Genomic DNA, 24,595 nt, shown 5'->3' with positions numbered 1-24,595 from the left:
TGAGCGGGCAGGCCGGGGCGCAGAGGAGGTCGAACTTATGCGTTTCCTTCTGGCGGCGTTCGTCGTAGCGACACTTGGGATTGGTTCGGCAGCAAAGGGTCAGTTGCTGAACTCGGGGTGGCCTAAGTGGGGCGTGGATGCTCAGAATCGGCACAAGGTCAGCTTGGCAGGCCCATCCAATCCCAGTCTACTGGTGCGTTGGGTGGGCCTAGGCGCCACCGAAGAGGCCACTTGGGACGGCAGCTACTTCTGGACTCCCCAGGGCCCCCAGCTGAGAGCCTACGATCCCACCATGGGGCAGGCCTACAACGTGATGAATACGACTCCGGGCAACACCTCGGCCGCAACGCAGTGCAAGATGATATTCAACATTCATGACACCGAGGGCCTCGACCCGTTCCGGTGGTGCGATGACGAGGTGAATAGTGGTAACTGCGCTTCCCCGGAGTGGATCGCATCGGCCTGGTCAGGATACGGACGTAACTACCTGTACTTCCCTGACCCGTTCGGCTTCGGCTCGATCGTTCTCTACGTGGTGGGAGGCGCCTGGCGGTCACAGGCACCGACGGCCAACACCACGCAGACGGTGCCTCTCAAGGATACGGACACGCCGGTAACGGTAACCGGATTCCTGTGGACAACCATCAGCGGCACCATCTACTGGCGCTACGTGAACTGCGAGTGGCGGAACCCGGAAGATTACGTTTTCTCACTTCAGGTGCCCAAGCCGTGGGCAGACGCCGGTATCTCCAGCCTCGCCACAGGAACGACGATGTTCTCACCTGCAAGCGCGGCACTCGCTACGAACGGCAACACGATGTACATGGTGGGCCACTACGGCGTTGTTACCTCCGTGAATCTAATGATGGGTTCTGTGGCCTGGCAGCGCGGATTCGACGAGTCCTTCGACGGGCCGGTAGTGGTGCTTGCCAACGGTGACCTGCTGTGGGCGAGTTCCATCAACCCACAGACGGGACGAAAAGGCAACATTCTCTACCGGCTGTCCAACACGGGAGTTGGGAACCCCACCCGGCTGACGTTCGCCAACGGCTCCATCGTGGGCGGGCCCGCATACAACTCGACGAACAACCGTGCATACGTAGTCACCCTAGGCGACGGGGAGAGCGGCATTCATGCGGTCGACACGACGACCATGTCCATCATCGCCTCACGAACCGACATCGGCCAGCTCCGAACGCACCCGGTGATCGACTCCGCAGGGAACATCTACATCGGCAACGAGCAGGGGTTCCTCTATTCGCTGGACTCGAATCTGAACACGCGGGCCAACTATCCGATCTTCGTAGGTGGGCCGATCTCGACCCCTGTGACGATAGCGCAGCCGCAGGGTGCCCCATCACCGCTCCTGCTCGTATCCACCGGCAACTCGGTCTCGGTGTATCGGAACAACGCTGGTGGCCCAGCGCCCGGCTTCGGCTTCGGCATTCCCGCGTCGCCATTCGGCCGCTAAGCCAAAATCTTCTCGCGGATTGGCGGCGGGCCGTCTCCGGCGGCCCGCTTCGCTGTTGGCTGCGCCAGACTTAGGAGGGGTGCAGTAGCTTGCGCATCAGGTCCCTGGCTGCGACCGGAGGGAATTCACCATCCAAAGCCATACGCTCGTCGAATGGACGGTGTGGACCAACGGTCTCTCCAGGGGAGAGCAGGTAGATCATATGCCTCTGTGAGCCTATCGCTGTGGCGCCCACCACCATGAGGCGGAACCCGTTGGCAGACTGGGCCTCATGCAGAGGGGCGATCAACCGAGCATCCAGGTCCCGCAGGGTGTATGCCACTTCGGTCTCATCGCCCCGCATCCTAGCAGCGGTACAGGTCGCAATGTGCAGGAGAGCAAAGCCGTGTGAACTCAGCAGCTCTAGACTTGCCGCAAGCGTGCCGTCGTACTCGGTTTCCGCACCGAACGAATTTGCCACTTTCATCCTGAGTAAGTAGCCGAGGCCTCGTACCTCCGGAGCAGTAGAGACCAAACCGCCAGGCAATCCCCATTCGAACACGAAGGGCCGCAAGCTCGGCACGACACCGTTCTCGTAGGGCCACAGAAGGTTCGCCGGCAGCATGCCTTCGTCGGCTCGCGCTCGGTTCAAAGGGTGGTCGTGAAGCAGGTTGAGGCAATCGTCGAGGAAACAGCGGAGCACGTCCTCGCCGTGGCCACGTGGCCGCGCCTGGCGAAGCGCCAGTCCCCTAGCCGTCTCGGGTGTCAAACACTCCAGGTCGCGGGGCCCGTCCGTCCATATCAGGAGGTGCGGGCCACAGCCGTTAGGGATCACGTGTAGCCGTCGCGTACTCAGCTTCTCTTGCACCAGGCTGATCAACTCGCGCTCGTGCTGTGCGGGCAGGGGTCCCGTCGGCCCGAGCAGCGTGTCGCCGTCCGTTGCGACGAACTCGCATCGGAAGCAGACGTCCCGGTCATCCGGACTCACTCCGGTTGCTGCGGCTAGGAGCGGTCCGTGCGGGATGGAGGTCGGCTCTACGCCTAGAAGGGCGGCAACGGATGTCTCCGGACGGGAGGGGATTGCACCCTCGGGTAGTTCCGCACACCCGACCTCGGACTCGGCCGCGAGGACGTCCAAATGCGGCGTGGGCGCTGCCTGCAGAGGCGTCATCCAATCCAGCTCCTGGCTCGCTTCTCCCACGGCACCGCTCAACACTACGGCTAGATACCGGTCTTGACTGCGCACCCACCCATTGTGCCCGATGCGGAGCCAGACCTTAGCGAAGTCCCTTGACAGCCGGCACTGCTGTTGGTACAATCTCGCTGAATATGGCGCAACTACGTGTGATGCATGCAACCCGGTGGCGGACTGGCAGTTGGTTCGCCACGCGCGCGCTTAGCCAACGACGGAGCGGAGTTCTCCGTACATGGATAGGCGCGCCCGCATGTGATTCCACGGCGGGCGTCGTTCTTTTGGAGCGAGGTTGAACGGTCCATGGCGGCTGGGGAAGTTCTGCTGCTGAACAACGACTATGAACCGCTGAATGTGTGCACGACCATTCGTGCGCTGACGCTCGTGATGTTGGGCAAGGCCGAGGTTGCGCACCATGCGGATAGGCAGCTGCACACTGTCGCGGGACCAGTAACGGTCCCGTCCGTTCTGCGAATGCGTTACCACGTGCGGCGGCCACTACCACAGCTCAAGCTGTGTAGACAGACTGTGCTGGCTCGTGACAACCACACCTGTCAGTACTGCGGTCGCCCGAGCCGCGATCTTACGATTGACCATGTCATCCCCAGGCGCATGGGCGGGACCCACACGTGGGAGAACTTGGTTGCGTGCTGCCGCCGCTGCAACCTGAAGAAAGGCGACAAGTTACTGCCTCTAACGAACATGAAGCTGGTGAGGCAGCCACGCCGACCGCGCTACACGCCGTATATCAGCTTGGCAAACTACCTTAGAGCGCAACAGAACGAACTGTGGCGCAACTACCTACCAGCATTCGAGGACTTCGCCATTGAAGCCTAGGGTAGAATCCGGGTGATGACAACCAAACCCAAACGAGCCGCTGCACCCATGACCACACCTGATGCCCCGCAGGCCGAGACTGCGGCTCCCGATCTTGCAGCGCTGCAGCAGACCATCGAGCAACTCACCAAGGAACGGAATGAAGCCAAGGAGCAGGCGCTTCGGGCTTTGGCCGACTACCGCAACCTCCGCAAGCGCGTGGAACAGGAGTCTCAGGGGATTCGCGCGTACGCTCTGGAACAGGCTGTGTCGGCGTTCTTGCCTGCGATGGACAACTTGGAACTCGCCATCGCCTCCGCCGATCAGGCGTCTAGTGTCAAGGCCGTTGTGGACGGCATCCGACTGATCCAGAAGCAGTTCGAAGCCGCCCTTCAGCAAATTGGCGTCACACCCATCGAAGCGGTCGGCAAGCCATTCGATCCTAGCATGCACGAAGCAGTAGCAGTCGCCGTCTCGGCCGAGCATCCTCCGGACATCGTGTTGGAGGAACTTCGTCGCGGCTACGTGCTTAACGGGAGAGTGATCCGTGCGAGTCGCGTGCGCGTGACCAAGGCTCCGTTCGACGAAGGCGCGAATGAGTAAGACCCTGTTCGGCACCGACGGGGTGCGAGGGGTCGCCAATCGAGACTTATCACCCGAACTCGCTCTGGCCTTGGGGCGTGCCGCGGCAGCTTTCGCAGCTCGACGTGAAGGTCACCCACGCATACTGCTCGGAAGAGATCCCAGGCTTAGCTCCACGATGCTGGAATCCGCGTTTGCTGCCGGGTGTTGCTCAAGTGGTAGTAAGGTGTTCCTAGCCGGGGTGATCCCGACGGGGACACTGGCTCGGTTCGTCCGGGAGAACGGATACACGATGGGGGCGATGGTTTCGGCATCGCACAATCCGGCCGAGGACAACGGCATCAAGCTGATCGGGTCCGATGGACGGAAACTACCGGACGCGTTCGAGGTGGAGATCGAGGACTTACTGCACTCCGATCGCGCCCGCCGGGCGGACCCTCGGAAGGTGGGCACCATCTCGCATCTGAGCGGCCTGCTGGAACAGCACATCGAATGGATCCGGACGGCGTTTCCCATACGCCTCGATGGGCTACGCGTTCTGGCGGATTGCGCTCACGGAGCCGCGACCGAGTGGGCTCGCCCCGCCCTGGAGGCCGCCGGTGCCGAGGTAATCGAGACCGGCGTGCAGCCCGACGGGCTGAACATCAATGCCGAAGGCGGGGCAACCAAGCCGGAGCACCTGCTTCGGGCGACGCTCGAGGCTAAGGCACGGGTTGGGTTGGCTTTCGATGGCGACGCCGACCGAGCGGTCTTTGCCGACGAGAATGGACGCCTGGTGAACGGAGACCACATTCTTGCTCTATGGGCGCTGCACCGCAAGCGTCTCGGCACACTCGACCCTCCGATTGTCGTGGGAACCGTCATGAGCAACATGGGAATGGAAAGGCTTCTGGCAGAACACGGCATCACACTCGACCGCGCCCCAGTCGGGGACCGATACGTGGTAGAGCGCATGGACGCCACGGGAGCGCTTGCGGGTGGCGAACAGTCCGGACACATCGTGTTTCGTGAGAAGGCGCCGACGGGGGACGGGATTGTTACCGCGCTCGAGGTACTGCAGGTGATTGCTCAGACGGGAAAGGGACTAGCTGAGCTGGCCGACTTGTACGAGCCATGGCCGCAAGTGCTGATCAACGTTCGGGTTCGCGACCGGTCCGCATGGCGCACACCCGCAGTGGAGCGTGGCATCGCCGAGGCGGAGCGAACGCTGGGGAACGATGGCAGGCTCTTGGTTCGAGCTTCCGGCACTCAACCGATGCTGCGCGTGATGTGCGAGCACCACGACCGGGAGCATCGCGACCGCGTGGCCGAGCGCGTTCTAGAGCTGCTGCACGACGAAGCGGGGGGAGACATCTACTCGAGAGTGGAGTTGACCGATGCTCTTGGCGATTGATGTAGGAAACACGCACATCTTCTATGGTCTGCACGACGGGCGTGACTGGCGAGCAACATGGCGTCAGCACACGAACCCTGCATGGACCGAGGACGAGATCGGTGCGTTCCTTACCACAATGACCCAGAGGGCGTGCTCCGCAGAAGGTGTGGACCGCATGGCAGTGTGCAGTGTCGTGCCGGCGCTGACTGAACGCTTTCTCATGTATGCGCGTAGGTGGTTAGAGATCGAGCCACTCTTCATCACCCACCTAACCGCCAAGAACCTGCCCATTCTCAACGAGCCTCCGGAGATGGTAGGTGCCGACCGAATCGCCAACGCGGTCGCGGCCATCGAGCAGTACGGCGTTCCGGCGATTGTAGTGGATATGGGAACTGCAACCACGTTCGATGCGATTTCGGCCAAGGGTGAGTACCTGGGGGGGGCCATCATGCCCGGTGTGGAAATATCTACCAGCGCGCTCTTCCACAGGGCGGCTCGCCTCAGCAAGATATCGCTGACCGTGCCTCGGGCGGCGATTGGGCGTAACACGGAAGAGAGCCTCCGCTCGGGCATCGTGCTAGGATTCGCCGCAGCCATCGATGGTTTGGTGGAACGCATCTGCTCCGAGCTCGGGGGTAACCCTGTGGTGGTAGCCACGGGAGGCGTCGCGGACACCATCGTAGGTGCATGCCGCTCGATCCACCATGTGGATCCGATGCTCACGCTCAACGGCATTCGCCTGCTTGCCGAGCCCTGACCAACGCCGTCGCACTTAGCTCCTGAGTGGGTTCACGTACCACAACTCTGTGTACCTAACTGCGCTCTTCTTCGCCGAGACTAACACGCAGCTCGTCTAGGACAGCGCGGTATTCCGCTACGTCGCTCCTTAGCCTCTGGAGAGCTTGTTCCTGGGCCTGAATGCGACCACGCATGCCGCGCAGGGCGGTGGAAGTCGCCAGCTCACCTATGACCGCTGAGAGATGTTCCCAGTGTGCATCTCCCGCCGCTCTTATCTCCTTCAGGTTCTCGAGCAAGGCCAACTGCTGGTCCCTAACACGGTGTGCGGAACGATACAGCTCGGCCACTTCTGGGTCGCTGCTGGCCTCGGCCAAGGTGCTTAGTCGCTCCGTGCTGAGCCGGAGTGCGGGCTCGTCGAGGCCGAGCATGAGTTTCTTCAAAGCCGCCCTGTCTCGGGCTAGCTCTAGCACGAGGCTGCGAAGACGTGTGATGTGCTCCGAGTAGAAAGGTGCATCCGAGCTATCGCGGATCGCAGGGTTCTGCGCTAGGCGATCACACTGCTGTAGCAGCTCTCGGCAGGCGAACTCGGCCTCGCAGTCCAGCCCCGTCGGAATGTCGTCCGTTTGGCGTAGCTCACGAGGGGGTCGGAGCTCGTAAGCCGCCATCAATGCGGCGAGGCAACCTGCTACCACCGGCAACCACCAAGTAAGTCCAACGACAGCCCCTACCACAGATGATGCAGCAGGCAGTGCCACAATGAACCACGTGGGCAGTCTTCGCCCATTTTGACCTCGACGCGTGAGAGCACTGCGCTGCTCAGTCATCTCAGAAGCGAACCCTCAATCCGATGGACGCCTCGTTGACACTTCCTTTGCGCCACCGCACTTGCTGATACGTCTCTAGTCGCTCATGAACCAATAGCGAGTGGCGTAGCCGGTAGTAGTCCAAGCCCGCATCGAAATCACGCACTAGCGTGAGCGCAAGCGATCGTTCGCCGTTCAGAACGTATACCAGACGGGCGAGCCCGAAATCGTTGTCCACATCCTCTTCCGAGTGTCCGCGCCGCGTGCGCACCCACTCACACTCGAAGCGCAGGCTGCCAAGTCGTTGTGTGAAGTCGGCACCATACATCTCCCGGTACCCCCGACCCCGGCCGGGACTGTCCTCGGGGCGACGGACCTCCTGAAACGCCAGTCCCGAAACGCCAAAGTGCCTCCCGGACGCGATGCTAAGACCAAAGGCTCGCCCCACACGCGCCACGTACCCCGTTGGCAAACCTACGTTGCCGCCACACCACGCAATCTTGAGCGGCCATCCGCCGAGGGCGAACCGCGTGTCGGCGCGTGCAGCAGTGACCAGTTCCCTCTCCAGTGACTCGAGTCCGAATGGTAGCTGTTGCTTCCCGACCCGCCAGTAGCCGGTATCTTCAATGTAGAACTCGTTCAAGTACTCGTTGTCTGCATCGCCGGAGATCAGCTCGAGGCGCTGGGAGACGAACGCCCGAAACCCTACTTCTGTGAGCATCGTGACCGATACCACCGAATGGTGTCCGACGTCGTCGTACCAGTGGAAACGGAACTTCCCGTCGCGGTCGGCGCGGGCCATCGGCCACAGGTCCAGATTGACGGACACCTGAGGTTGCTGGCCCAGGGTGACGCAGGCGCAGGCGAAGGCAAAAATGTACAGGCACACACGGAGCATATGCCCCTCGGTTCGCCACTTGCCGGCCGCTCCCTGCCCCCATTAGGCTGCGGTGACTCGGATCACCTCGTCCACGAGCTCCAAGTTGTGCTTGGCCTCCTCGTGCTCGGGTCGAATCTGGAGGGCCTGCTGGAACGCCACCTTCGCCGCTTCGAACACTCGCAGTTGAAACAGAGCGTTACCGAGAACGAACCAGCCATCGGCGTTCCTGGGGTCGAGCCGTAGTGCAGCTTGGTATGCATCGGCCGCCTCGTTGTACGCTCCCAGCTTGTACAGCAGATCTCCGGCATTGAACATCGCGTTGGCATTGCCGGGCTCCAGGTCTATTGCATCCTTCATGTGAGAGAGGGCGCGGTCCCAATCTTGAAGACTGGCACATGCCCGGCCCCAGTTGATATACATATCCGCACTCAACTCCCCGTGCTCGGCCCTAGCGGCGTAGGCCGCGTTGATCTCCTGCCAGTCGTCGGCCTTCTCGGCAAAGTACAGCCATCGTGCCCAGAGGCTCTCGTTCTCGGGGGCCCGCTTGCTTAGTCGGCCTGCCACCTGCGCAGCGAGACGGTAGTCTGACAGGTTGTGGAGTAGGTCGCTCGCGAGCAGCAGGGCACTGTTGCCTACCTTCTCGTCGTCGACGGGTATCAAGGCGTGTTCCACCGCCTCGCGAGGACGGCCCACCTTCGCCAGTGCTAGAGCGAGGAAGTAATGACCGAGCGGGTAATCGGGGGACTGACGCAGGGAGTCTTCGAAGCACGTAATCGCAGCCTCGGCATCACCTAGAGCGAGCCGGCACTGACCTTCGACGAATCGCAGCTTGAACGTGGTCACCGTGTAGTCGCCGGTAGTCTCGTCCTTCCAAGGCATCTTGCGCGTGCGTTCCACCGCCTCGAGCGCTTCGGTATGCCGGCCCAACTGATACAGTGCCGTGGCACGGCTGAACTCGATGGCTGGACTAACGATTCCCCGTGCATCCGCCGACTGGCACGCTGCCATGGCCTCTTCGGGACGGTTCAGGTTGACCATCGCCGATGCCCATAGGTGATATGCTGTCGGACAGAAGTCCTGCCGCTCGTGTATGCGATCGGCACAACCCGCCAGTACCCGTGCGGCATCTTCGTAGCGCCCGGCTACGTAGTAGGTGTTTGCTAGGTTGAACTGATGGAAAACGTTCTCGGGGTCTTTTTCTAACTCCGCTTGGATGAGGGAGAGCGTGCGATCCATCTTCCTACGCTCTTGCATCGCTGTCGGCGAGTAGCCATAGTGCAGAATTCGCGCACCTGCAAGATTCGCGACAGGTAACCCGCTCTCGGTGATGCTTTGCATCACCTGCTCGTGAATGCGCCCCTCGAAGCGTACACCTGGCAGACGCCGGAACAGACGACACGGACGATGGGTAAACACGTCGGCGCCCTCACCTTCCGACATGAAGTTGAGGATCTGCATCATGTACCCGCCGAACTGCGGTCTAACCAGGCCCTCTCGTAAGGTGGGGATGCTGCTGGCCTCCAGTGTTTCGTCGGCGTCCAGCCAGAGGACCCACTCTTTGGTAGCGTGCCGCAGCGACTCGTTGCGAGCAGCAGAGAAGTCGTCACACCATGGGAAGTGAACCACCTTGGCGCCGTACGCCTCGGCGATTTCCACCGTTCGGTCGGCGCTGCCCGTATCGGCGATGACGATCTCGTCTACCACGCCTCGAACGCTGTCGAGGCAGCGTGGTAGGTTCGTTTCCTCGTTCTTCACGATCATACAAAGCGACAACCCAGTGCCGAGGGGCTGCATGGACTCCGGCGACCAGCCGGTCGACACCAAGTGTGCCTCGAGGATGGCGGCACGTGCCTTTGCGTCTTTGCGCTGCTTCGTCGAGATCCACTGACAGGTAGATAAGTTGGTGTAGTACCCATACAAGGCCACTAGGGCTGCCGACAGGCGGTAGTCGGTGCCATCGAGCTTCATAGCATGCTGCACGACTTCGTATGCCAGGTCCTCACGCTGGCTGTAGGCATAGGCCCAAGCAAGCTGCCCTAGCACATCGAGCGAGTCGGGGAACTGTCTTCGTGCCTGTTCCAACGAACTGACGGCCTCTTCCCAGTTGCCGACGTTGAGCAATGCCTTGGCTCGTGCAGCTATGAGTGTAGGCTGATTCGGCTCGTCTCGCAGTGCACGCTCTACCACTGCCAGGTCCACCCCGACCTTACCTCTCACTTCGAGGTCGAGTGCCAGCCCGGCGACAAAGGTCGCCCTGGCGATCGGTTTCACACTCAGCGGCTGAAGTTCGCGAAGTCTCTGCTCGATGACGGCAGCAGCATGGTCCCATGTGTGGTGTCGGTGCATGTGCTCCGATGCGCGGCGCCCCGCCTCTCGGGCAGCCTCACGATGTTCGAACACCTCGCGCATCTGTCGGCGTAGGTGATCCACGCTCGGCTCGGCCCACATCGGTGGGATCGCTAGGTCGAACGATGCAAGCCCCTGCGCGGGACCGGGCGCCTCGGTAGCATCCACGAGATACGCGATCTCATCGTTCACGTAGTCCAGCGGCGCGCCGTGACGGGTGACGATCACCGGCAGCCCACAAGCCATAGACTCGGCAATGGGGAGCCCGTACCCTTCACCGCGGAACGGGTGGACCAAAGCATCGCACGCGCGGTACAGAGCTGGCACCTGCTCCTCGCTGAGGTTGGCCGTGAGGTACACGATGCTCGGGCAGTTAGGAACGGCAGCAGCGGCTCGGATACGCTCTCCCAGGCCTTGGCCACGATAGAAGGATTGGGCGCCGAACTCCTTGATCACCAGACACACGTCTTCGTCCGATTCGAACTCGGCGAGGTATGCCTCCAACAGCACATCGGCACCCTTACGTGGGATCGTTCCACCCACGAAAAGAAAGCGGAAGCCCTTGTCCGTCGGTATATCCATCTTCGGACCATCGGGGCGCATCGTTGCGGGATCGATGCCATGGGGGGTGACGAACACGCGCTCGGGGTTCATGCCCGAAGCTACAAAGCCGTCTCGCACATAGCTGGTAGGCACCCAGAACTGCGCTGCCACCTCGTTGGCCACCCTCACCCACTCTCGAGGCGCCGCCCAATACTCCCAAGGCTGCAAGATGACCAGGTGCCCATAAGGGGGCGTGCGAAAGTCCGGTGGGAACTGGAAGCGGACGGTTACTTCGGGAGGGTCGGGTACCACGTAGAGCCGCTCGGCCAGGTCCCCTTCTCTCTCGCGCCCGAACTCGCCTACACGATCCGGCAAGATTCCGACCTGCCAAGTCGGGTTCCTGCGCAACAACGCCAGGAGGGTTTCACGGTTGCACAATCCCAGACTGTGCTGCTCGAAGAAGGGACCCTCCCAAAGGGTGTTCGGTAGCTGCCTTGCGCTTCGCCTGCTGCCCATGCCATGTCTCCCAAGAGAATGCGGGCCGAGGCTCGCGCCCCGGCCCAGGTTCGGATCCGTTCCTCTCCCCTGCACCTTCCGAAATTGACCGCTCGGATACTGCGGGCCTCGGCTGCCGCCGGGCTAGCTGTAGGAGCGGTCCGCCTCCATGCGAAGCACCCTTCGGGCGCCTGCGATGCTAAACATCTCGTCTTTGAGCAACTTCCGTATCTGAAAGATGCTGCTGATGTCCTCCGGTCGATAACGCCGTTGACCGCCTGCAGTGCGTATGGGACGAAGGTACTGCGGGAACTCCTTCTCCCAATACCGCAGCGTATGCACTTCCACCCCGGTGATGCGGCTTGCCACGCTGATCGGCACCGCTTGTTCCCCACGCGGATGCCTTTGCCTCATGCAGATATCCTCCGCCAGATCGGCATTCAATGCCCGAAAAGAACCCGAATAGGTCGGGAAAGCCTAGGGCTATTATCGGAGCCGGTGAGAGACTTCAACAGGTGACAGAGGAAGCGCCATGCCTCCGCCGCGAGCGGCGGAGGCATTCCCAGGGGTCCCGGAGGGCTGACGCTCTAGGGACCGCCTTCGCCGGCGAACTCGCGCTGAAGGGCCTGAAGCGCCTCGTCCAGCTTCTGCTGGGCCGCACCGTAAGCCGCCCAGTCCTGCTTGGCGAGTGCTTGTTTGGCCTCGGCCCGAGCCGCCAAGGCCCGAGCAAGCACCTGCTGTGGGGTCTCCTTAGGCACCTCGGCGGCTACCTGGGGTTTGGCGCCGGGCTTCGGCGCCGGTGTCCCCTCGACGGGAGGCGCCTGGTCGCCGAACAGGCGCGCCAGCGCCTCGGCGTAGGTGTCGCCCACCACGGCCCGGCGCTGGGTGGCCAGCGCCACCTTCTTCAACTCGGGGATGGGGCGGTCGCCGGCAGCTTGAAGGTACAGCGGCTCCACATAGATGATGCTGCTACCGACAGGAACCACTAGCAGGTTGCCCCGACGCACACGCGAGCCGCGTTGGCCGACCAACGTGGCCCACTGTGATATCTCCTCGTTCTGATAGAAGATATTGCTCGCCTGCTTCGGACCTACTAGGCTGCTGGTGCGCGGGAAGCGGTACAGGACGAGCTCACCGAAGCGATCGGGGTCACAGTGTGCCGCCAACCACGCCGAGAGGTTCGGCCTTCCGAGAGGTGTGAATGGCAACATGAGGATGAAGCTGTCCTTGTCGTCATCCGGCACCCGAAGCTGGCAGTAGTAGGCCTCCATCGGACGATCCCCGCCCTCTTCCGTGGACTCCTTGGGTAAGGACCAGCGATCCTCCTTCTGGTACCACACCTTTGGGTCTTCGATGTGGTAGAGCTGCAGCTGATTGCACTGTGCCATGAACAGGTCCTCGGGGTACCGGATGTGAGCTTGCAGGCTTTGAGGCATAGCGGATCTCGGCTTCACCAATCCGGGATAGATGCTGAGGTAGGTCTTCAAGATGGGGTCCTGCTCGTCGAAGTTGTAGGCGGTCATCGCCCCAGTCGCGGCATCAATCACCACCTTCACGCTGTTACGAATGTAGTTCGGGGCGTAATCCGATCCACCGGAATGTGCGGAATACGGATACCGATTCGTAGTCGTATATCCGTCCATCATCCAGTAGACTCGCCCATCTGCTAACACCGGATACGGATCGTCGTCGAAGGAGAGGAACGGATAGACCGCATAGGCACGCTCCATGATGTTGCGACGCAGCAGCACCTTGGAGCGAGGCGTGAATGCCTCTGTCGTTATGACGTTGAACTCCGATAGAGCCGCTGACACTAACAGCCTTCGGAAAAAGCTGCCGACCGCGATCCCGCGATTGCCAGGGAACGACGGAGCCAGACTCTGGCCATCCGGCTGGGCCTCCGTCTCCGCGGAGATCTCTGCGATCTGGCTGTGCACGAAAACCGGGTCGCCGGGGCCCTCGGTATAGTATAGCCTCGACTCCTTCACCGGAAGGTCCGGAGGATACTTAGGTGGCAAGTCGGCTACGATGAAGTTCGGGCGCCCTTCCGGGTCAGCGGCATTGACTGGGTTGAGGACCACACCCATTCCGTGTGTATATTGGAAGCGCAGGTTCTGCCACGTCTTCGCACCGGGTCCGAGGCCGTCCGTGTCCAGCTCTCGTGCTCCAATGTTGACCATACGCTGCTTGCCGTCGATCCTGTAACGGTCGAGGTCAACCTCTCGGAAGCGGTAGTACTGTTTGATGACCTGCAGCCCGTCGTAAGTGTCATTGATGACACGATAGTCCCACAGCCGCATGTTCTCCAACGTGCCGGCTGCCGCTCGTAGATCCTCGGCGGTAGGCTCGGCACGCGGCTGCCAGTTGACCACGCGGATGCGATCTAGCATGTAGGCGAATCGTGTGTAGTCAATCGCATGCTTGATGAAGGGGGACTCCTTCTCGAGCTCGTTGGGGCTCACCACAGTCGTCTGAAGGATGCCGGGATACACGAGGTAGCCCACGATCCACATGAGCACCAGCGCTCCCAACCCGTAGCCGTGCAGATGGAAACGGCGGAGGCTCCACGCACCGAACGCAAACACCGCGGCGAGAGCCCAACACAGGTAGGCAATCACTGCCAACACCGGCAGCCTCGCAGACACGTCGGCTGCGCCAGGCCCGGTGAACAGGTTGCCCCCTACGTACAGGAAGCTGAACCGTGCAAGCCAAACCTGCCAACCGAGCAAGGCCAAGGTAACAGCGGCCAGCAGGTTCAGTTGGGGGGTCGCCCTTGGGATAGATAGGTACGCCCGACCGAAACCAGCGATGGCTCGTCCAGCCAGATAGATGCCGGCTACCGCGATCAGGGTCAGCAGCGACAAGAAGAAGGCCGAGCCTGCGAGGCTCTCTAGCAACGGTAGCCGGAAGACATAGAATGAGATGTCGGTCCTGAAGATCGGATCGGTCTTGCCGAAGGGCGAGGCATTCATGAATAGCAGCAGGCTCTCCCACTGCCCTCGGAGGCCTAGGCCGAACAGCACGGCGAGCAACGCGACCAGAATCCACGCCACCCGAAGGATGCCACCACGGCCCGCGCGCATCAGGGCTGTATAGAACTCCCTCGCGGGGTGATCCACGCCCGGATGAACAATGGAGAACGAGCGAAGCGCCCCTGCCACGTTCAATCCAAGGAACAGGAGCGACACCACGAAGCCAATCGCGAAAAGGAGGAGCCGGGTGTTGAACCGCACCGCGAACACCTGAGGCTGCCGCGCGTCCTCCAGGAACCACAGCCAGTTCAAATAGGCCGTCGTGGCCGCCCCACCGAAGGCGACAATCAGGACGAGTACGAGCAGCAGGACGATACCGAATTTGCGGCCTCGCGTCATCTCTTGCTTGCGCTCCGACAGCATGATGCCCTCCCTTGTAGCGATCTCGCGGCGCGCTGGGCGCCTCACCCTGTACTGTGACTACGGACAATACCCGGTACGGGCTGCGTTGGCCTCGCCCGAACCTAGTTAGCGCCGAGTGACTCGCGGGGCCCAACGACACCCGATGCCCGAGTCAGCATGTCGGGTATGATGCTGGATCGCACGGCCGCCTCAGGCGGTCGGCCTCTCTGCCCGTTCGCGGGCCGAGCAACATCGTCCGTAGGGAGGCTATAGCCAGTTGGAGTTACGTCAATACGAAGTGCTCTACATCGTGGCTCCTGAAGTCTCGGAGCCGGAAGTAGAGGCCCTTATCGCCCGATTCGACAAGGTCGTCGCCGACAACGGCGGCGAAGTGGAGAAATCCGGAGTTTGGGAAAAGCGCCGCTTGGCGTACGAGATCTCCGGCCGCCGTGAGGGTGTGTATTGCCTAATGCACATAAAGGCCCCTCCGGCATTGCCCAAGGAACTCACCCGCCAAATGTCCATCACGGAGCACATCTTGCGAGTCCGCGTGTACTCCCGGGACCCAGAGCGCGACGCTCCCCGAGTAAAGAAGGCGAAGGTGGAGGTCAACGGTGATCAATAGGATAGTGCTCGTCGGCAGGCTCACCAAGGATCCCGAGTTGAGGACCACCAACACGGGTAAGCAGGTGGCATCGTTCCGAATCGCCGTGGATCGAGCCTTCAGCCAGGAGCAGCAGGCCGATTTCATCAACATCGTGTGCTGGGGCCAGACCGCAGAGTTCGTCTCGAACTACCTGACGAAGGGTCGGCTGGTCGGCGTGGACGGCAGGCTGCAGACTCGGACCTGGGAGGACCAAGAGGGCCATAAGCGATACGATTTCGAAGTCGTTGCGGAGCGCGTGAAGGGGCTAGACCGCCCACGCGACAGCGAGTCCCGCGACTATTTAGATGCGGTTAGCGCCGACATGCCGGAGCCTGTGGACAGCGGGAACGGCGACCCATTCGAAACGGAGTAGAGATACGGATATGAGTGAAGAACCGATTACCGAAACCGTGGAGGAGTCGACCCCCGTTCCTGCTGAGACTGTAACTCCGGGCGAGGGGACTGGAAAAGAAGAGGCCCCTCGTCAACCGGGCACATACCGCAGCGGTCCGAAGCCGCGCGATGCGGAAAGTCTTGGGGCGGGGCCCCGCGATCGCCAACGCCGATTCAAGCGACGGCGGAAGATCTGTGCCTTCTGCATTGAGAAGGCCCGGGTGATTGACCACAAGGAAGTGCCCAAGCTTCGTCGCTTCCTTACGGAGCGTGGGAAGATCATGCCAAGGCGCCAGACTGGGACGTGCGCCAGACATCAGAGAATGCTCGCAACCGCCATTCGCCGCGCCCGGGAGTGCGCGCTGCTGCCGTACGTCGCCCAGTAGATATCGGGCGGTCCCAAGCCGGGCCGCCCAACGCGACCCTACGGCGTGGCGCTGACCACGCCGTTTTGTCTGACACCACGGAGGAACTTCAGAGAATGGAACCTGTCGCAATTCTCGACAATCCACTTCGGCTCGCCGAGCATGACCCGAAGGGCATGATGGGACTCGCCCTAGCCTTCCCGCAACAATGTGAGGAGGCGATCAGCATCTACCGTTCGTCCGGATTTCGAGCGCCCCAGAATCCTATCCGAAACGTAGTCGTATGTGGTATGGGAGGGTCGGCTGCGGGTGGCGACCTGCTGCGCTCTGTGGCGGAAGAGCAGGGATCGGTGCCTGTGGTGGTTTGCCGAGAATACGAGCTACCTGCATTCGCAGGCGAGGAGACGTGGGCCGTGTTCTGCAGCTACTCCGGCAACACCGAGGAGACCTTGAGCTGCTTCGAGCAGGCTAGGCAGAGGGGATGCCAGCAGCTGTGCATCACGAGCGGCGGCAAGCTCGGTGAACTGGCCGAGCGCGAGCAGGTCCAGGCGATTGCCATCCCCGGCGGACAGCCGCCGCGCACGGCTCTGGGCTACCTGTTTCTTCCGCTGCTTCTCGCAGCAGCGGAAGTTGGCATCGTCTCGGCGGTAAACGTGGAGTACCTGGTGTCCGACCTCGAGCGTATCCGTGACGCCTACGGACCCGCAACCCCTCTTTCGGACAACGGCGCGAAGTGGCTCGCTTCCGAGTTGGATGGGCGAATCCCCATCCTGTACGGGCTCGGCGGCTATCGAGGGGTGGTGGCCTCTCGCTGGAAGTGCCAGATCAACGAGAACTCGAAGATGCACGCGTTCGCCCACGTGCTCCCCGAGATGAATCACAACGAGATCGTGGGCTGGACCCGGGCGCAGTCGCAGTCCGACAGGTTCTCCGTGGTACTGCTCTTCGACGGCACTGAGTCGGAAAGGATGCACAAGCGCTGGGAGGTCACACGAAACCTGATCGAGCCGATGCCTGTGCACGGGATTATGGTGGACGCCAGAGACCTGGTGACCCGGATGCTCTCCCTCTGTTACCTCGGTGACTTCGTGAGCCTGTACCTTGCAGCTCTCGGTGAAACGGACCCGGAGGAGATCGCGGCCATCAACACGCTGAAGGCGGAGCTGGCGAAGCTCGACGGCTAAGGAAGGCGGGGCACAACGTGATCCGAGGCGAGTTAGCACAGACAATCCAAGCGGCACTCGAACACGCCGTACGTGAAGGTGCCCTGCCTGAGTGCGACACCCCTCCGATCAGCATCGAGAGACCGAAGAACCCCGAGCATGGAGACTACAGCTCGAATATTGGGATGTTGCTCGCTCGCGGCCTGCACAAGCCTCCTATCGAGGTTGCGCAAACCATCGCCTCCCACATCTCTCATCCTGGCGTGTCTCTTGCCAAGGTTGCTGCCCCCGGCTTCATCAACTTGCGTCTAGACCCGGATTGGATCGCCGGCCATCTGCCTCGGGTCTTGGCGATGGACGAGCGATTCGGCGAGACCGACATCGGACGAGGCAAGCGGGCACTGGTCGAGTACGTGAGTGCCAACCCGAACGGGCCCCTCACGCTGGGGCACGGAAGGAATGGTGTGATTGGCGATGTTCTCGCACGCTGCTTGCGCAAAGCCGGCTGGGAAGTGGAGACAGAGTTTTATCTGAACGACTCCGCCGCCTCATTGCAGATGCAACTCTTCGGCGAGAGCGTCCGTGCGCGCTACCTGCAGTTGCTCGGCTACGACGTGTCCCTACCGGACGACGGCTACAAGGGTGAGTACCTTGTCGAGCTGGCCAAGGCAATCCGCGAGAAGTACGGGGATAGTCTGGCGGAGGGCGACCACGCCCAGGACAAGTTGCTCTTCAAGCGCCTCGCCGAGCAAGAGATGCGAGACGACCAGGCGAAGGACATCGAAGCCTTTCGGCTCCACTTCGACCACTTCGTTAGTGAGCAGAAGCTGCACGACGATGGTTTGGTCGAGGCCGCGGTCGCACAGCTTCGCGAACACGGCTACGCCTACGACCGTGAGGGCGCGGTGTGGTTTCGCTCCACCGACTTCGGGGACGACAAGGACCGACCGCTCGTTCGGAGCACGGGGGAGCCAACTTACATCGCGGCGGATGCCGCTTACCACAAGAACAAGTACGACCGTGGCTACGACCTGATGATTGATGTGTGGGGCGCGGACCACCACGGGTACGTGCCACGGATGAAGGCGGTCGTAGCCGCAATGGGCTACGACCCCGACAAGCTACAGCTTCTCATCTACCAGCTCGTCCGCTTATGGCGAGGCAAAGATCAGGTGAGAATGTCCACGCGTGCAGGCGAGATGATCACCCTGCGAGAGGTCCTGGACGAAGTGGGGGTAGACGTAGCACGCTTCTTCTTTCTGATGCGCTCGCATGACACGGCGCTGGACTTCGACTTGGAACTCGCCAAGAAGCGGTCGGACGAGAACCCCGTGTACTACGTGCAATACGCGCATGCACGCATCTGCAGTATTTTGCGGAAGGCGGAGCTGGAGGATCTCCAGGCAGGCGAGTGCACACCGGGACTATTGACTGACCCGGCGGAAGTGGTGCTGGAGCTGAAGCTTCTGGAGCTCCCGGACGAGGTGGAGCGCGTGGTCGTCGAGACAGCGCCCCATCGCCTCACCACTTACAGCCAAGATCTGGCGCGGCTCTTCCACCTGTTCTACGATCGCTGCAGAGTGGTGGACCCGGCGAACCCCGAACGGAGCCGTGCACGACTTACGCTATGCCAGGCGGTTCGCGTGACGTTGAGGAACTCCCTCGAGCTTATGGGGGTCTCCGCCCCCGAGCGCATGGAGAAGGAAACCGATGAAAGGTAGCGGCAATTCCGGCCGACAGGCGAGCAGAAGACCGGCCCGCCCCAAGCTACCCCGCGTGCGCGTGCCGGTGGAGGCGCTGATCCTTCGCTTCCAGGAGTTCTTCCACATCGAGGCATCCGGCGGCATCGCACTCATGGCCTCGATGGTTATAGCTATGCTATGGGTCAACCTTGGCGGACACCATGTGTACGAAGCCCTCTGGCACACGCCTATCGTGGTCGGCATAGGCGACTGGGTCACCCGGACGAACCTCCACCACTTGATCAACGACGGCCTAATGGCACTGTTCTTCTTCGTGGTCGGCCTGGAGATCAAGCGCGAGCTTCTGGTCGGCGAGTTGGCCTCTTTCCGCAAGGCTGCGCTCCCTGCACTTGCCGCGTTGGGTGGCATGGTGGTACCGGCCCTGATCTATGCCTCGCTCAACTACGGCACGCCCGAGGTACACGGGTGGGGAGTGCCGATGGCCACGGACATCGCTTTCGCGCTCGGGGTGTTGGCGCTGCTGGGAAGCCGCGTCCCAGACGTTGTGAAGGTGTTTCTCGCGGCACTTGCAATCATAGACGACATCGGTGCGGTGCTCGTCATCGCGCTGTTTTACACCTCGGATATCAACTGGGGCGCCCTGGGTATAGCGGGAGTATTCTTCTGCGGATTGCTCGTGTGCAACATTTTCCGCGTCCGCAACGCCATCGCGTACTGGATACTCGGTTTCTGCGTTTGGGCAGCATTCCTCAGCTCCGGAGTGCACGCAACGGTTGCCGGCATCGTGGTGGCCGCGACGATTCCACTTCGCTGCGGCATGGAAGCGGAGAGCTTACTGGAGCGCCTTCGCTCCATGCTGCGAGAACATCAGCGCTCGCAATCGGCTGGTGCGGAGTCTGAGGGCGAGCTGGCCGACCGCCAGGCTTCCATTGACGCCTTGCAGCAGGCCGCTTACATGTTCGAACCGCCCTTGCAGCGCTTCGAGAGAGCGCTCCATAGTTGGGTCACATTCGGCGTAGTGCCGCTTTTCGCTTTGGCCAATGCAGGTGTGCTGCTGACGGCGAAGCTAGCGGAAGCGTACTTCGGGCCGGTTAGCATGGGTATCGTCCTCGGCCTAGTCGTTGGGAAGCCGCTCGGCATCGTTCTCTTCTCGTGGTTCGGGGTGCGCTGTAAGCTCGCGGTTCTTCCGGAGGGCACGCGGTGGTACCACATCTTGGGAGCAGGCTGCCTTGCGGGAATCGGATTCACTATGGCGCTCTTTATCGCCAACCTCGCGTTCACGAACGGCTCAGAGATCGAGGGCGCAAAGGCAGGCATCCTCTCGGCCAGCGTCGTTGCCGGCCTGCTCGGGTGGTTCATGCTCGCGTACCTGTGCCCCAAGCGCGCTCGAACTTAGCCGAGTGCCGGCTGATACCCGTGTGCTATACTTGCCGTTGCTCGCTAGAGTACGTTCGTTTACAATAGGATTATGCGCGCAGACCTGGTGGTGATCCTCGGCCCGACGGCATCGGGCAAGACTGCGACTGCCCTCCGCCTAGCCGAAGCGATCGGAGGCGAGATCGTGTCCGCCGATTCCATGCAGGTGTACCGTGGTCTCGACATCGGCACCGCCAAGCCTACGCGGGAGGAGCGGATGCGGGTTCCGTTTCATCTGCTCGACGTGGTGGACGTGGACGAGGACTTCACGGTCGTCGACTTCCAGCGGCTCGCAGCGGAGAGCGTCGAAGACATCCGGTCGCGGGGGCGAGTTCCCATCCTGTGCGGCGGAACCGGGTTCTACATCCGCGCGTTCCTCGAGGGCTACGCGATGGATCGGCTCCCTTCCGACGCGGCTCTGCGGGAGAGACTGAACCGGGAGGCTCTGGAGTCCGGTGTGGAAGCGTTGTACGCTCGCCTCGCCGAAGTGGACCCCGAGGCCGCGGCTCGCATCGGCCGGAACGACCGGTTCCGAATCGTACGGGCGCTCGAAGTGTGCGAGGCCGGTGGCAGACCGTTCAGCAGCCTGCAGACCAAGGCGCCGATCCCACTGAGGAGCCTGAAGGTCGGCCTGTGCTGGAGCCGGTCCGAGCTGTACCGACGAATTGACGAACGTGCGGCTGCGATGCTGGAAGCAGGGTGGCTGCAGGAGACACGCGACCTGCTGTCAAAGAGTTATGCAGAAACCGCAGTCGCAAAGCGGGCGCTCGGCTATCGCTGGCTGATCTCGCACCTGAATGGCGAGATGACGCTGGACGAGGCCCTGGAGATGATTCGGCGCGATACACGCCGATATGCAAAGAGACAGATGACTTGGTTCCGTAAGGAACCGGACGTGAATTGGATCAGTGCCGAGAGGAACGGTCCAGATGTTTGGGAGCGTGTGCTCCCCTTGTTGCACAGCTAGGAGGACTGGTTCGATGGCAAAGGCCATAAACCTACAGGATATGTTCTTGAACCAATGCCGAAAGGAAGGCATTGGTGTTACCGTTTATCTGATCGGCGGTGTTCAGTTGCGCGGCCTCGTCCGCGGCTTCGACGCCTTCACCGTATTGCTCGACAGCCCTGGCAAGCCCACTCAGCTCGTGTATAAGCACGCCGTGACTTCCATCGTGCCTGCTCGGCCAATCAGCGGCTATCGGCCTGTACACGAAGTGTCCGAAGGCAGAGAAGAGGGGCCCATCGGCAGCGAAGAGGAGTGACCTCGCAGATCTCGACACCCTTGCAGTTCACCAAGATGCACGGGATCGGTAACGATTTCGTCATCGTGGACGACCGCGACTCACGGCTGTCTGAGGATCTGCTGCCTGCGCTCTCCCGCCTCCTGAACGACCGGCGCTTCGGTGTGGGGGGAGACGGCCTCATCTTGCTGCGCCCAGCCAAGGAAGCGGGGAACGACTATGCGATGCGGATGCTGAACCCGGACGGTTCCGAAGCGGAAATGTGCGGGAACGGCATCCGCTGCCTCGCGAAATTCGCCTTCGAGGGGGGCGTGTGCGGGTCGCTGAGCCCAAAAGTGGAGACCGCATCTGGGACCCTCGAACTGGAGCTGGGCATCACCGACAACCGAGTGGAATCGGTCACCGTGGAAATGGGTCAGGCACGGTGGCGGCGGCGGGACATCCCCGTAACGGGACCGCCGGAGGACAGCTTCATCGCTCAACCCGTGGATCTGCTCGGTCGGACGTTCATCGTGACGGCGGTGTCAATGGGCAACCCCCACGCCGTCGTGCCTGTAATTGACGCTGGGCACGTGCCGCTACACGAGTGGGGACCGGCTCTGGAGACCGCGCCCATCTTCCCGCAGCGCATCAACGTTCACTTTCTGCAGACGGTCAGCCGCTGGGAGATCGTTCAGCGCACCTGGGAGCGTGGCGCCGGGGCGACTCTGGCTTGTGGGTCTGGAGCATGCGCGTGCGTGGCAGTGGGACACAAGCTGGGGTTGGTGGAGCGGGATGTGACCGTGCACCTGCCCGGCGGGGACCTGCACGTCGAGGTGGTCGGCGATTTCCACATGCGCATGACCGGCCCGGCGGAAGCCGTGTTCACCGGAACTATAGAGCCCGCCTTCCTAGAGAGCAAACTGCAGTAATCGCCGGGGGTGGGCGTTGGTTCGTGCCCGCGCTTCCCCTGACCTGTGCGACGGGCTCACGGCCTCACACGCATCTCACTTCTGGCCGAGCATGTTGTAGCCCACGTTGCCGAAGTGCGAGCGGCTGTAGTTCACCTCGTTGATGAAGAAGTCGGAGTATCCGTCTATGTTCACACCACCCCACAGCACGTCCCCTCGTTCGTTGATCCGGCGTCCAGACGTGCCGTAACCCTGGCCCAGCACTTCGAAGGAGATCGGGCGGGTGTCAACGAATGTCTGAGCGTAACCGCCGAACTCCGCGCCCTCCCCCGACCACACTAGTGTACCCGCACCGTTCATACCTGCGGCGTGAATGATAGTATGTCCCGAGAGCACCTCCTCACTGATCGCGCGGTCACCGTGGTACAGCACCTGGCGCCCCCCAGGGTACTCCGCGGTGAAGCTGAACACGGGCACGCCTTGATCGTCCAAGCGCCGTTGACCAGCCTGTGGCCACGTGTGGATGTCGTAGGACATGCCCGGACCAACTAGGCTCTCGGTCCAGTTCTTCTGGTCCACGAACAAGCTGAGCATCTGACCTCCCCAGGGAGCCCGATGGATGGCTTCATAGAGCACCTGCCCTCTCTCATTGATGCCCCGAGTGCGGGCAGCACGATCTGGACCCAACCACTCAGAGAGGTTCTCGCGGTTGCGGTATGCATCGAAGTAGTCGTACGCCGTTGCGGCAGCGTAGTAACACACGTCGCCGCGCGAGTTGATATACACCTCCGAGGGGTCTGCGGAGACTGCATACATCCCGGTTTGCAGTCGCTCGTGCTGCCACCACAATCCCTGAGCGCGCGACATACCGACGACACCCAACGATCCGGTGGCACAAAGAAGAACTAACACAAAACGTCTCATGCTGATCCTCCATCCATGCACCCCGAGCCCCTCTCTGGGGCTCGGGGTAGGTCGGGGAGCCTACGGCTCGAACTCGCAGTCACCGCCGGGGCGCGGCGCCTAAATCCCACGCATCACACCATTGTTGTTGCCGATGTAGATGATTCCTTCGGCATCAACTGCTACGTGCGGCCGGGCGCCGTACGGGTCGGTGGGATGTCCGACCGTGCCGCCGACATCTACCGGGAAACACTGGGCAATGGCTCCGCTGCGCTCCACGATGTACAGGTAGCCTCACAAGCCGCCCGCGAGCAACACTGCTCTAGATCGAGATTGCACCCACGAGCACGATGGATGCGGTCTGGCCAGGCTCCGGATCTGCCTTTGCCTTCCCACCGCGGAACAACGGACCGGCCCGAACCTTCGAGCCTTCCTCTCCGAGTGGCGCAGAACGCCAGACGAGAGCCGGCTCGTCACCCATGTCTCTGATGCAATACACGCGTCCGTTGTCCGCCCCGAAACAGATGCCCCAGTCGTCCGAACCAGAGGAGAACTTGACGAGGGTAGGCGAAGACCGAACCGGAGAGCGCACTCCCTCTACTTCGGCGGGAAAGCGCCACTCGAGTTGGGCTGAGCGGTACTCGTTGATGGCGACAGCGTTCAGGTAGCCGTCGTCGGAGCCGAAGTACACGGTGGCAACCTTGCCGGGTGGAGACGATCCGGGACCGCCCTGAGGTAGGTAGTTGGTCGTCGGAGCACACACGATGCCCGTGTTGATGGCCGGGTTGCCGGGCAATTGCACCTGCCACACCGTGGTGCCGATTGGCCCCGCATCTTCGGGTGACGAGTATCTGTCCCGGTTTGCGCTTCGAAGATAGCCGAAACCTGCCATCGGCCACTGCGACTTCAGAATGTAGTGCTCATGGTCTACTTGGCCCTGCCCCCCCGCAAAGGGTGAGGAGGCCTAAGGCCGACACGATGTACCTGCACATGCTGTGTGCCCTCCTCTTTCGCCCGCGCAGCCGGGGGAGGACCTGAGCAGTCACACGTAACACCTCCGAGGCACTCCTTTCGCCCGCGCAGTCGGGGGAGGATCGCACCGCACGACCCGCTCGCTGCACGGGCCTGTAACCATCCTATCACGACTCGCCCACTTTGTCAACCTACATTGCGGGCTGTCTCCGTGGCATCGCCGTCCCGGCGATGCAGCCACCGTGGTTTCGCCGCAGCAGATCTACGTCACGCTTCGACGGGCTCAGCGTGACGGTTTGGGCGTCGCCC

At 61.9% G+C, this 24,595-nt stretch carries 23 protein-coding genes; 14 read left to right on the top strand and 9 right to left on the bottom strand.

What is annotated here, in order from left to right:
• The first annotated feature begins 37 nt into the window (after positions 1 to 37).
• A complete protein-coding gene (locus HRF45_03440) occupies positions 38 to 1,471 on the top strand; it encodes a hypothetical protein (protein MEP0765581.1) in 1,434 nt (477 codons plus the stop codon).
• A gap of 70 nt (positions 1,472 to 1,541) precedes the next feature.
• On the opposite strand, the gene HRF45_03435 is transcribed toward HRF45_03440, so the two are convergent.
• Entirely contained in the window at positions 1,542 to 2,621 is a 1,080-nt protein-coding gene (locus HRF45_03435) for a hypothetical protein (protein MEP0765580.1), read from the bottom strand.
• A 324-nt stretch (positions 2,622 to 2,945) separates the two neighbouring features.
• Here HRF45_03435 and HRF45_03430 point away from each other — a divergent pair, with 324 nt between their 5' ends.
• The 4 genes from HRF45_03430 to HRF45_03415 are packed head-to-tail and all read left to right on the top strand — an operon-like array spanning position 2,946 to position 6,172.
• Positions 2,946 to 3,479 (top strand): HNH endonuclease, encoded by a 534-nt coding sequence (locus tag HRF45_03430; GenBank protein MEP0765579.1) that lies wholly within the window; start codon positions 2,946 to 2,948, stop codon positions 3,477 to 3,479.
• A 15-nt stretch (positions 3,480 to 3,494) separates the two neighbouring features.
• Positions 3,495 to 4,061, top strand: coding sequence for a nucleotide exchange factor GrpE (locus HRF45_03425; GenBank protein ID MEP0765578.1), 567 nt, complete (start codon positions 3,495 to 3,497; stop codon positions 4,059 to 4,061).
• Positions 4,054 to 5,433, top strand: a complete 1,380-nt coding sequence (gene glmM, locus HRF45_03420; protein ID MEP0765577.1) for a phosphoglucosamine mutase — start codon at positions 4,054 to 4,056, stop codon at positions 5,431 to 5,433. The genes HRF45_03425 and glmM overlap by 8 nt, the downstream gene beginning before the upstream one ends.
• Positions 5,417 to 6,172 carry a type III pantothenate kinase gene (locus HRF45_03415; GenBank protein ID MEP0765576.1) on the top strand — a complete coding sequence of 252 codons (756 nt, stop codon included), beginning with the start codon at positions 5,417 to 5,419 and terminating at the stop codon, positions 6,170 to 6,172. The genes glmM and HRF45_03415 overlap by 17 nt, the downstream gene beginning before the upstream one ends.
• A 55-nt stretch (positions 6,173 to 6,227) precedes the next feature.
• Here HRF45_03415 and HRF45_03410 read toward each other — a convergent pair whose 3' ends face one another.
• The 5 genes from HRF45_03410 to HRF45_03390 form a co-directional block, all read right to left on the bottom strand.
• Positions 6,228 to 6,845: a hypothetical protein gene (locus HRF45_03410; GenBank protein MEP0765575.1), complete on the bottom strand. Its 618-nt coding sequence runs from the start codon at positions 6,843 to 6,845 to the stop codon at positions 6,228 to 6,230.
• A gap of 133 nt (positions 6,846 to 6,978) precedes the next feature.
• On the bottom strand, positions 6,979 to 7,854 hold the full coding sequence (locus tag HRF45_03405) for a hypothetical protein (GenBank protein MEP0765574.1): 876 nt from the start codon (positions 7,852 to 7,854) through the stop codon (positions 6,979 to 6,981).
• Positions 7,855 to 7,896: 42 nt separating this feature from the next.
• Positions 7,897 to 11,241, bottom strand: a complete 3,345-nt coding sequence (locus HRF45_03400) for a tetratricopeptide repeat protein (GenBank protein MEP0765573.1) — start codon at positions 11,239 to 11,241, stop codon at positions 7,897 to 7,899.
• 123 nt (positions 11,242 to 11,364) lie between these two features.
• Positions 11,365 to 11,634, bottom strand: a complete 270-nt coding sequence (locus HRF45_03395; protein ID MEP0765572.1) for a MerR family transcriptional regulator — start codon at positions 11,632 to 11,634, stop codon at positions 11,365 to 11,367.
• Positions 11,635 to 11,807: 173 nt separating this feature from the next.
• Positions 11,808 to 14,615, bottom strand: coding sequence for a UPF0182 family protein (locus tag HRF45_03390; GenBank protein MEP0765571.1), 2,808 nt, complete (start codon positions 14,613 to 14,615; stop codon positions 11,808 to 11,810).
• A gap of 256 nt (positions 14,616 to 14,871) precedes the next feature.
• Here HRF45_03390 and rpsF point away from each other — a divergent pair, with 256 nt between their 5' ends.
• The 9 genes from rpsF to HRF45_03345 all read left to right on the top strand — a co-directional run bounded on the left by rpsF (position 14,872) and on the right by HRF45_03345 (position 22,432).
• Positions 14,872 to 15,219 carry a 30S ribosomal protein S6 gene (gene rpsF, locus HRF45_03385; GenBank protein MEP0765570.1) on the top strand — a complete coding sequence of 116 codons (348 nt, stop codon included), beginning with the start codon at positions 14,872 to 14,874 and terminating at the stop codon, positions 15,217 to 15,219.
• A complete protein-coding gene (locus tag HRF45_03380; GenBank protein ID MEP0765569.1) occupies positions 15,212 to 15,613 on the top strand; it encodes a single-stranded DNA-binding protein in 402 nt (133 codons plus the stop codon). Before rpsF ends, HRF45_03380 begins: the two co-directional genes overlap by 8 nt.
• A 10-nt stretch (positions 15,614 to 15,623) precedes the next feature.
• Complete coding sequence (locus tag HRF45_03375; GenBank protein MEP0765568.1) at positions 15,624 to 16,019, top strand: 30S ribosomal protein S18; 396 nt, start codon at positions 15,624 to 15,626, stop codon at positions 16,017 to 16,019.
• 95 nt (positions 16,020 to 16,114) lie between these two features.
• Positions 16,115 to 17,182, top strand: coding sequence for a bifunctional phosphoglucose/phosphomannose isomerase (locus tag HRF45_03370; GenBank protein MEP0765567.1), 1,068 nt, complete (start codon positions 16,115 to 16,117; stop codon positions 17,180 to 17,182).
• 17 nt (positions 17,183 to 17,199) lie between these two features.
• Positions 17,200 to 18,882, top strand: coding sequence for an arginine--tRNA ligase (locus HRF45_03365; GenBank protein MEP0765566.1), 1,683 nt, complete (start codon positions 17,200 to 17,202; stop codon positions 18,880 to 18,882).
• A complete protein-coding gene (gene nhaA, locus HRF45_03360) occupies positions 18,872 to 20,260 on the top strand; it encodes a Na+/H+ antiporter NhaA (GenBank protein MEP0765565.1) in 1,389 nt (462 codons plus the stop codon). The genes HRF45_03365 and nhaA overlap by 11 nt, the downstream gene beginning before the upstream one ends.
• Before the next feature lie 72 nt (positions 20,261 to 20,332).
• The gene (miaA, locus tag HRF45_03355; GenBank protein MEP0765564.1) at positions 20,333 to 21,247 is read left to right on the top strand and encodes a tRNA (adenosine(37)-N6)-dimethylallyltransferase MiaA; all 915 of its coding nucleotides are present in this window, start codon (positions 20,333 to 20,335) and stop codon (positions 21,245 to 21,247) included.
• A gap of 13 nt (positions 21,248 to 21,260) precedes the next feature.
• The gene (gene hfq / locus HRF45_03350; GenBank protein MEP0765563.1) at positions 21,261 to 21,542 is read left to right on the top strand and encodes an RNA chaperone Hfq; all 282 of its coding nucleotides are present in this window, start codon (positions 21,261 to 21,263) and stop codon (positions 21,540 to 21,542) included.
• A gap of 20 nt (positions 21,543 to 21,562) precedes the next feature.
• The gene (locus HRF45_03345) at positions 21,563 to 22,432 is read left to right on the top strand and encodes a diaminopimelate epimerase (GenBank protein ID MEP0765562.1); all 870 of its coding nucleotides are present in this window, start codon (positions 21,563 to 21,565) and stop codon (positions 22,430 to 22,432) included.
• 75 nt (positions 22,433 to 22,507) lie between these two features.
• On the opposite strand, the gene HRF45_03340 is transcribed toward HRF45_03345, so the two are convergent.
• The 3 genes from HRF45_03340 to HRF45_03330 all read right to left on the bottom strand — a co-directional run bounded on the left by HRF45_03340 (position 22,508) and on the right by HRF45_03330 (position 24,206).
• On the bottom strand, positions 22,508 to 23,335 hold the full coding sequence (locus HRF45_03340; GenBank protein MEP0765561.1) for a hypothetical protein: 828 nt from the start codon (positions 23,333 to 23,335) through the stop codon (positions 22,508 to 22,510).
• A gap of 99 nt (positions 23,336 to 23,434) precedes the next feature.
• Complete coding sequence (locus HRF45_03335; GenBank protein MEP0765560.1) at positions 23,435 to 23,593, bottom strand: hypothetical protein; 159 nt, start codon at positions 23,591 to 23,593, stop codon at positions 23,435 to 23,437.
• A 43-nt stretch (positions 23,594 to 23,636) separates the two neighbouring features.
• On the bottom strand, positions 23,637 to 24,206 hold the full coding sequence (locus HRF45_03330) for a hypothetical protein (protein ID MEP0765559.1): 570 nt from the start codon (positions 24,204 to 24,206) through the stop codon (positions 23,637 to 23,639).
• Positions 24,207 to 24,595 lie beyond the last annotated feature (389 nt).

The sequence above is a fragment of the Fimbriimonadia bacterium genome, from assembly GCA_039961735.1.
Classification (GTDB): Bacteria; Armatimonadota; Fimbriimonadia; order Fimbriimonadales; family JABRVX01; genus JABRVX01.
This window is presented reverse-complemented; position numbering and strand designations above follow the sequence as displayed.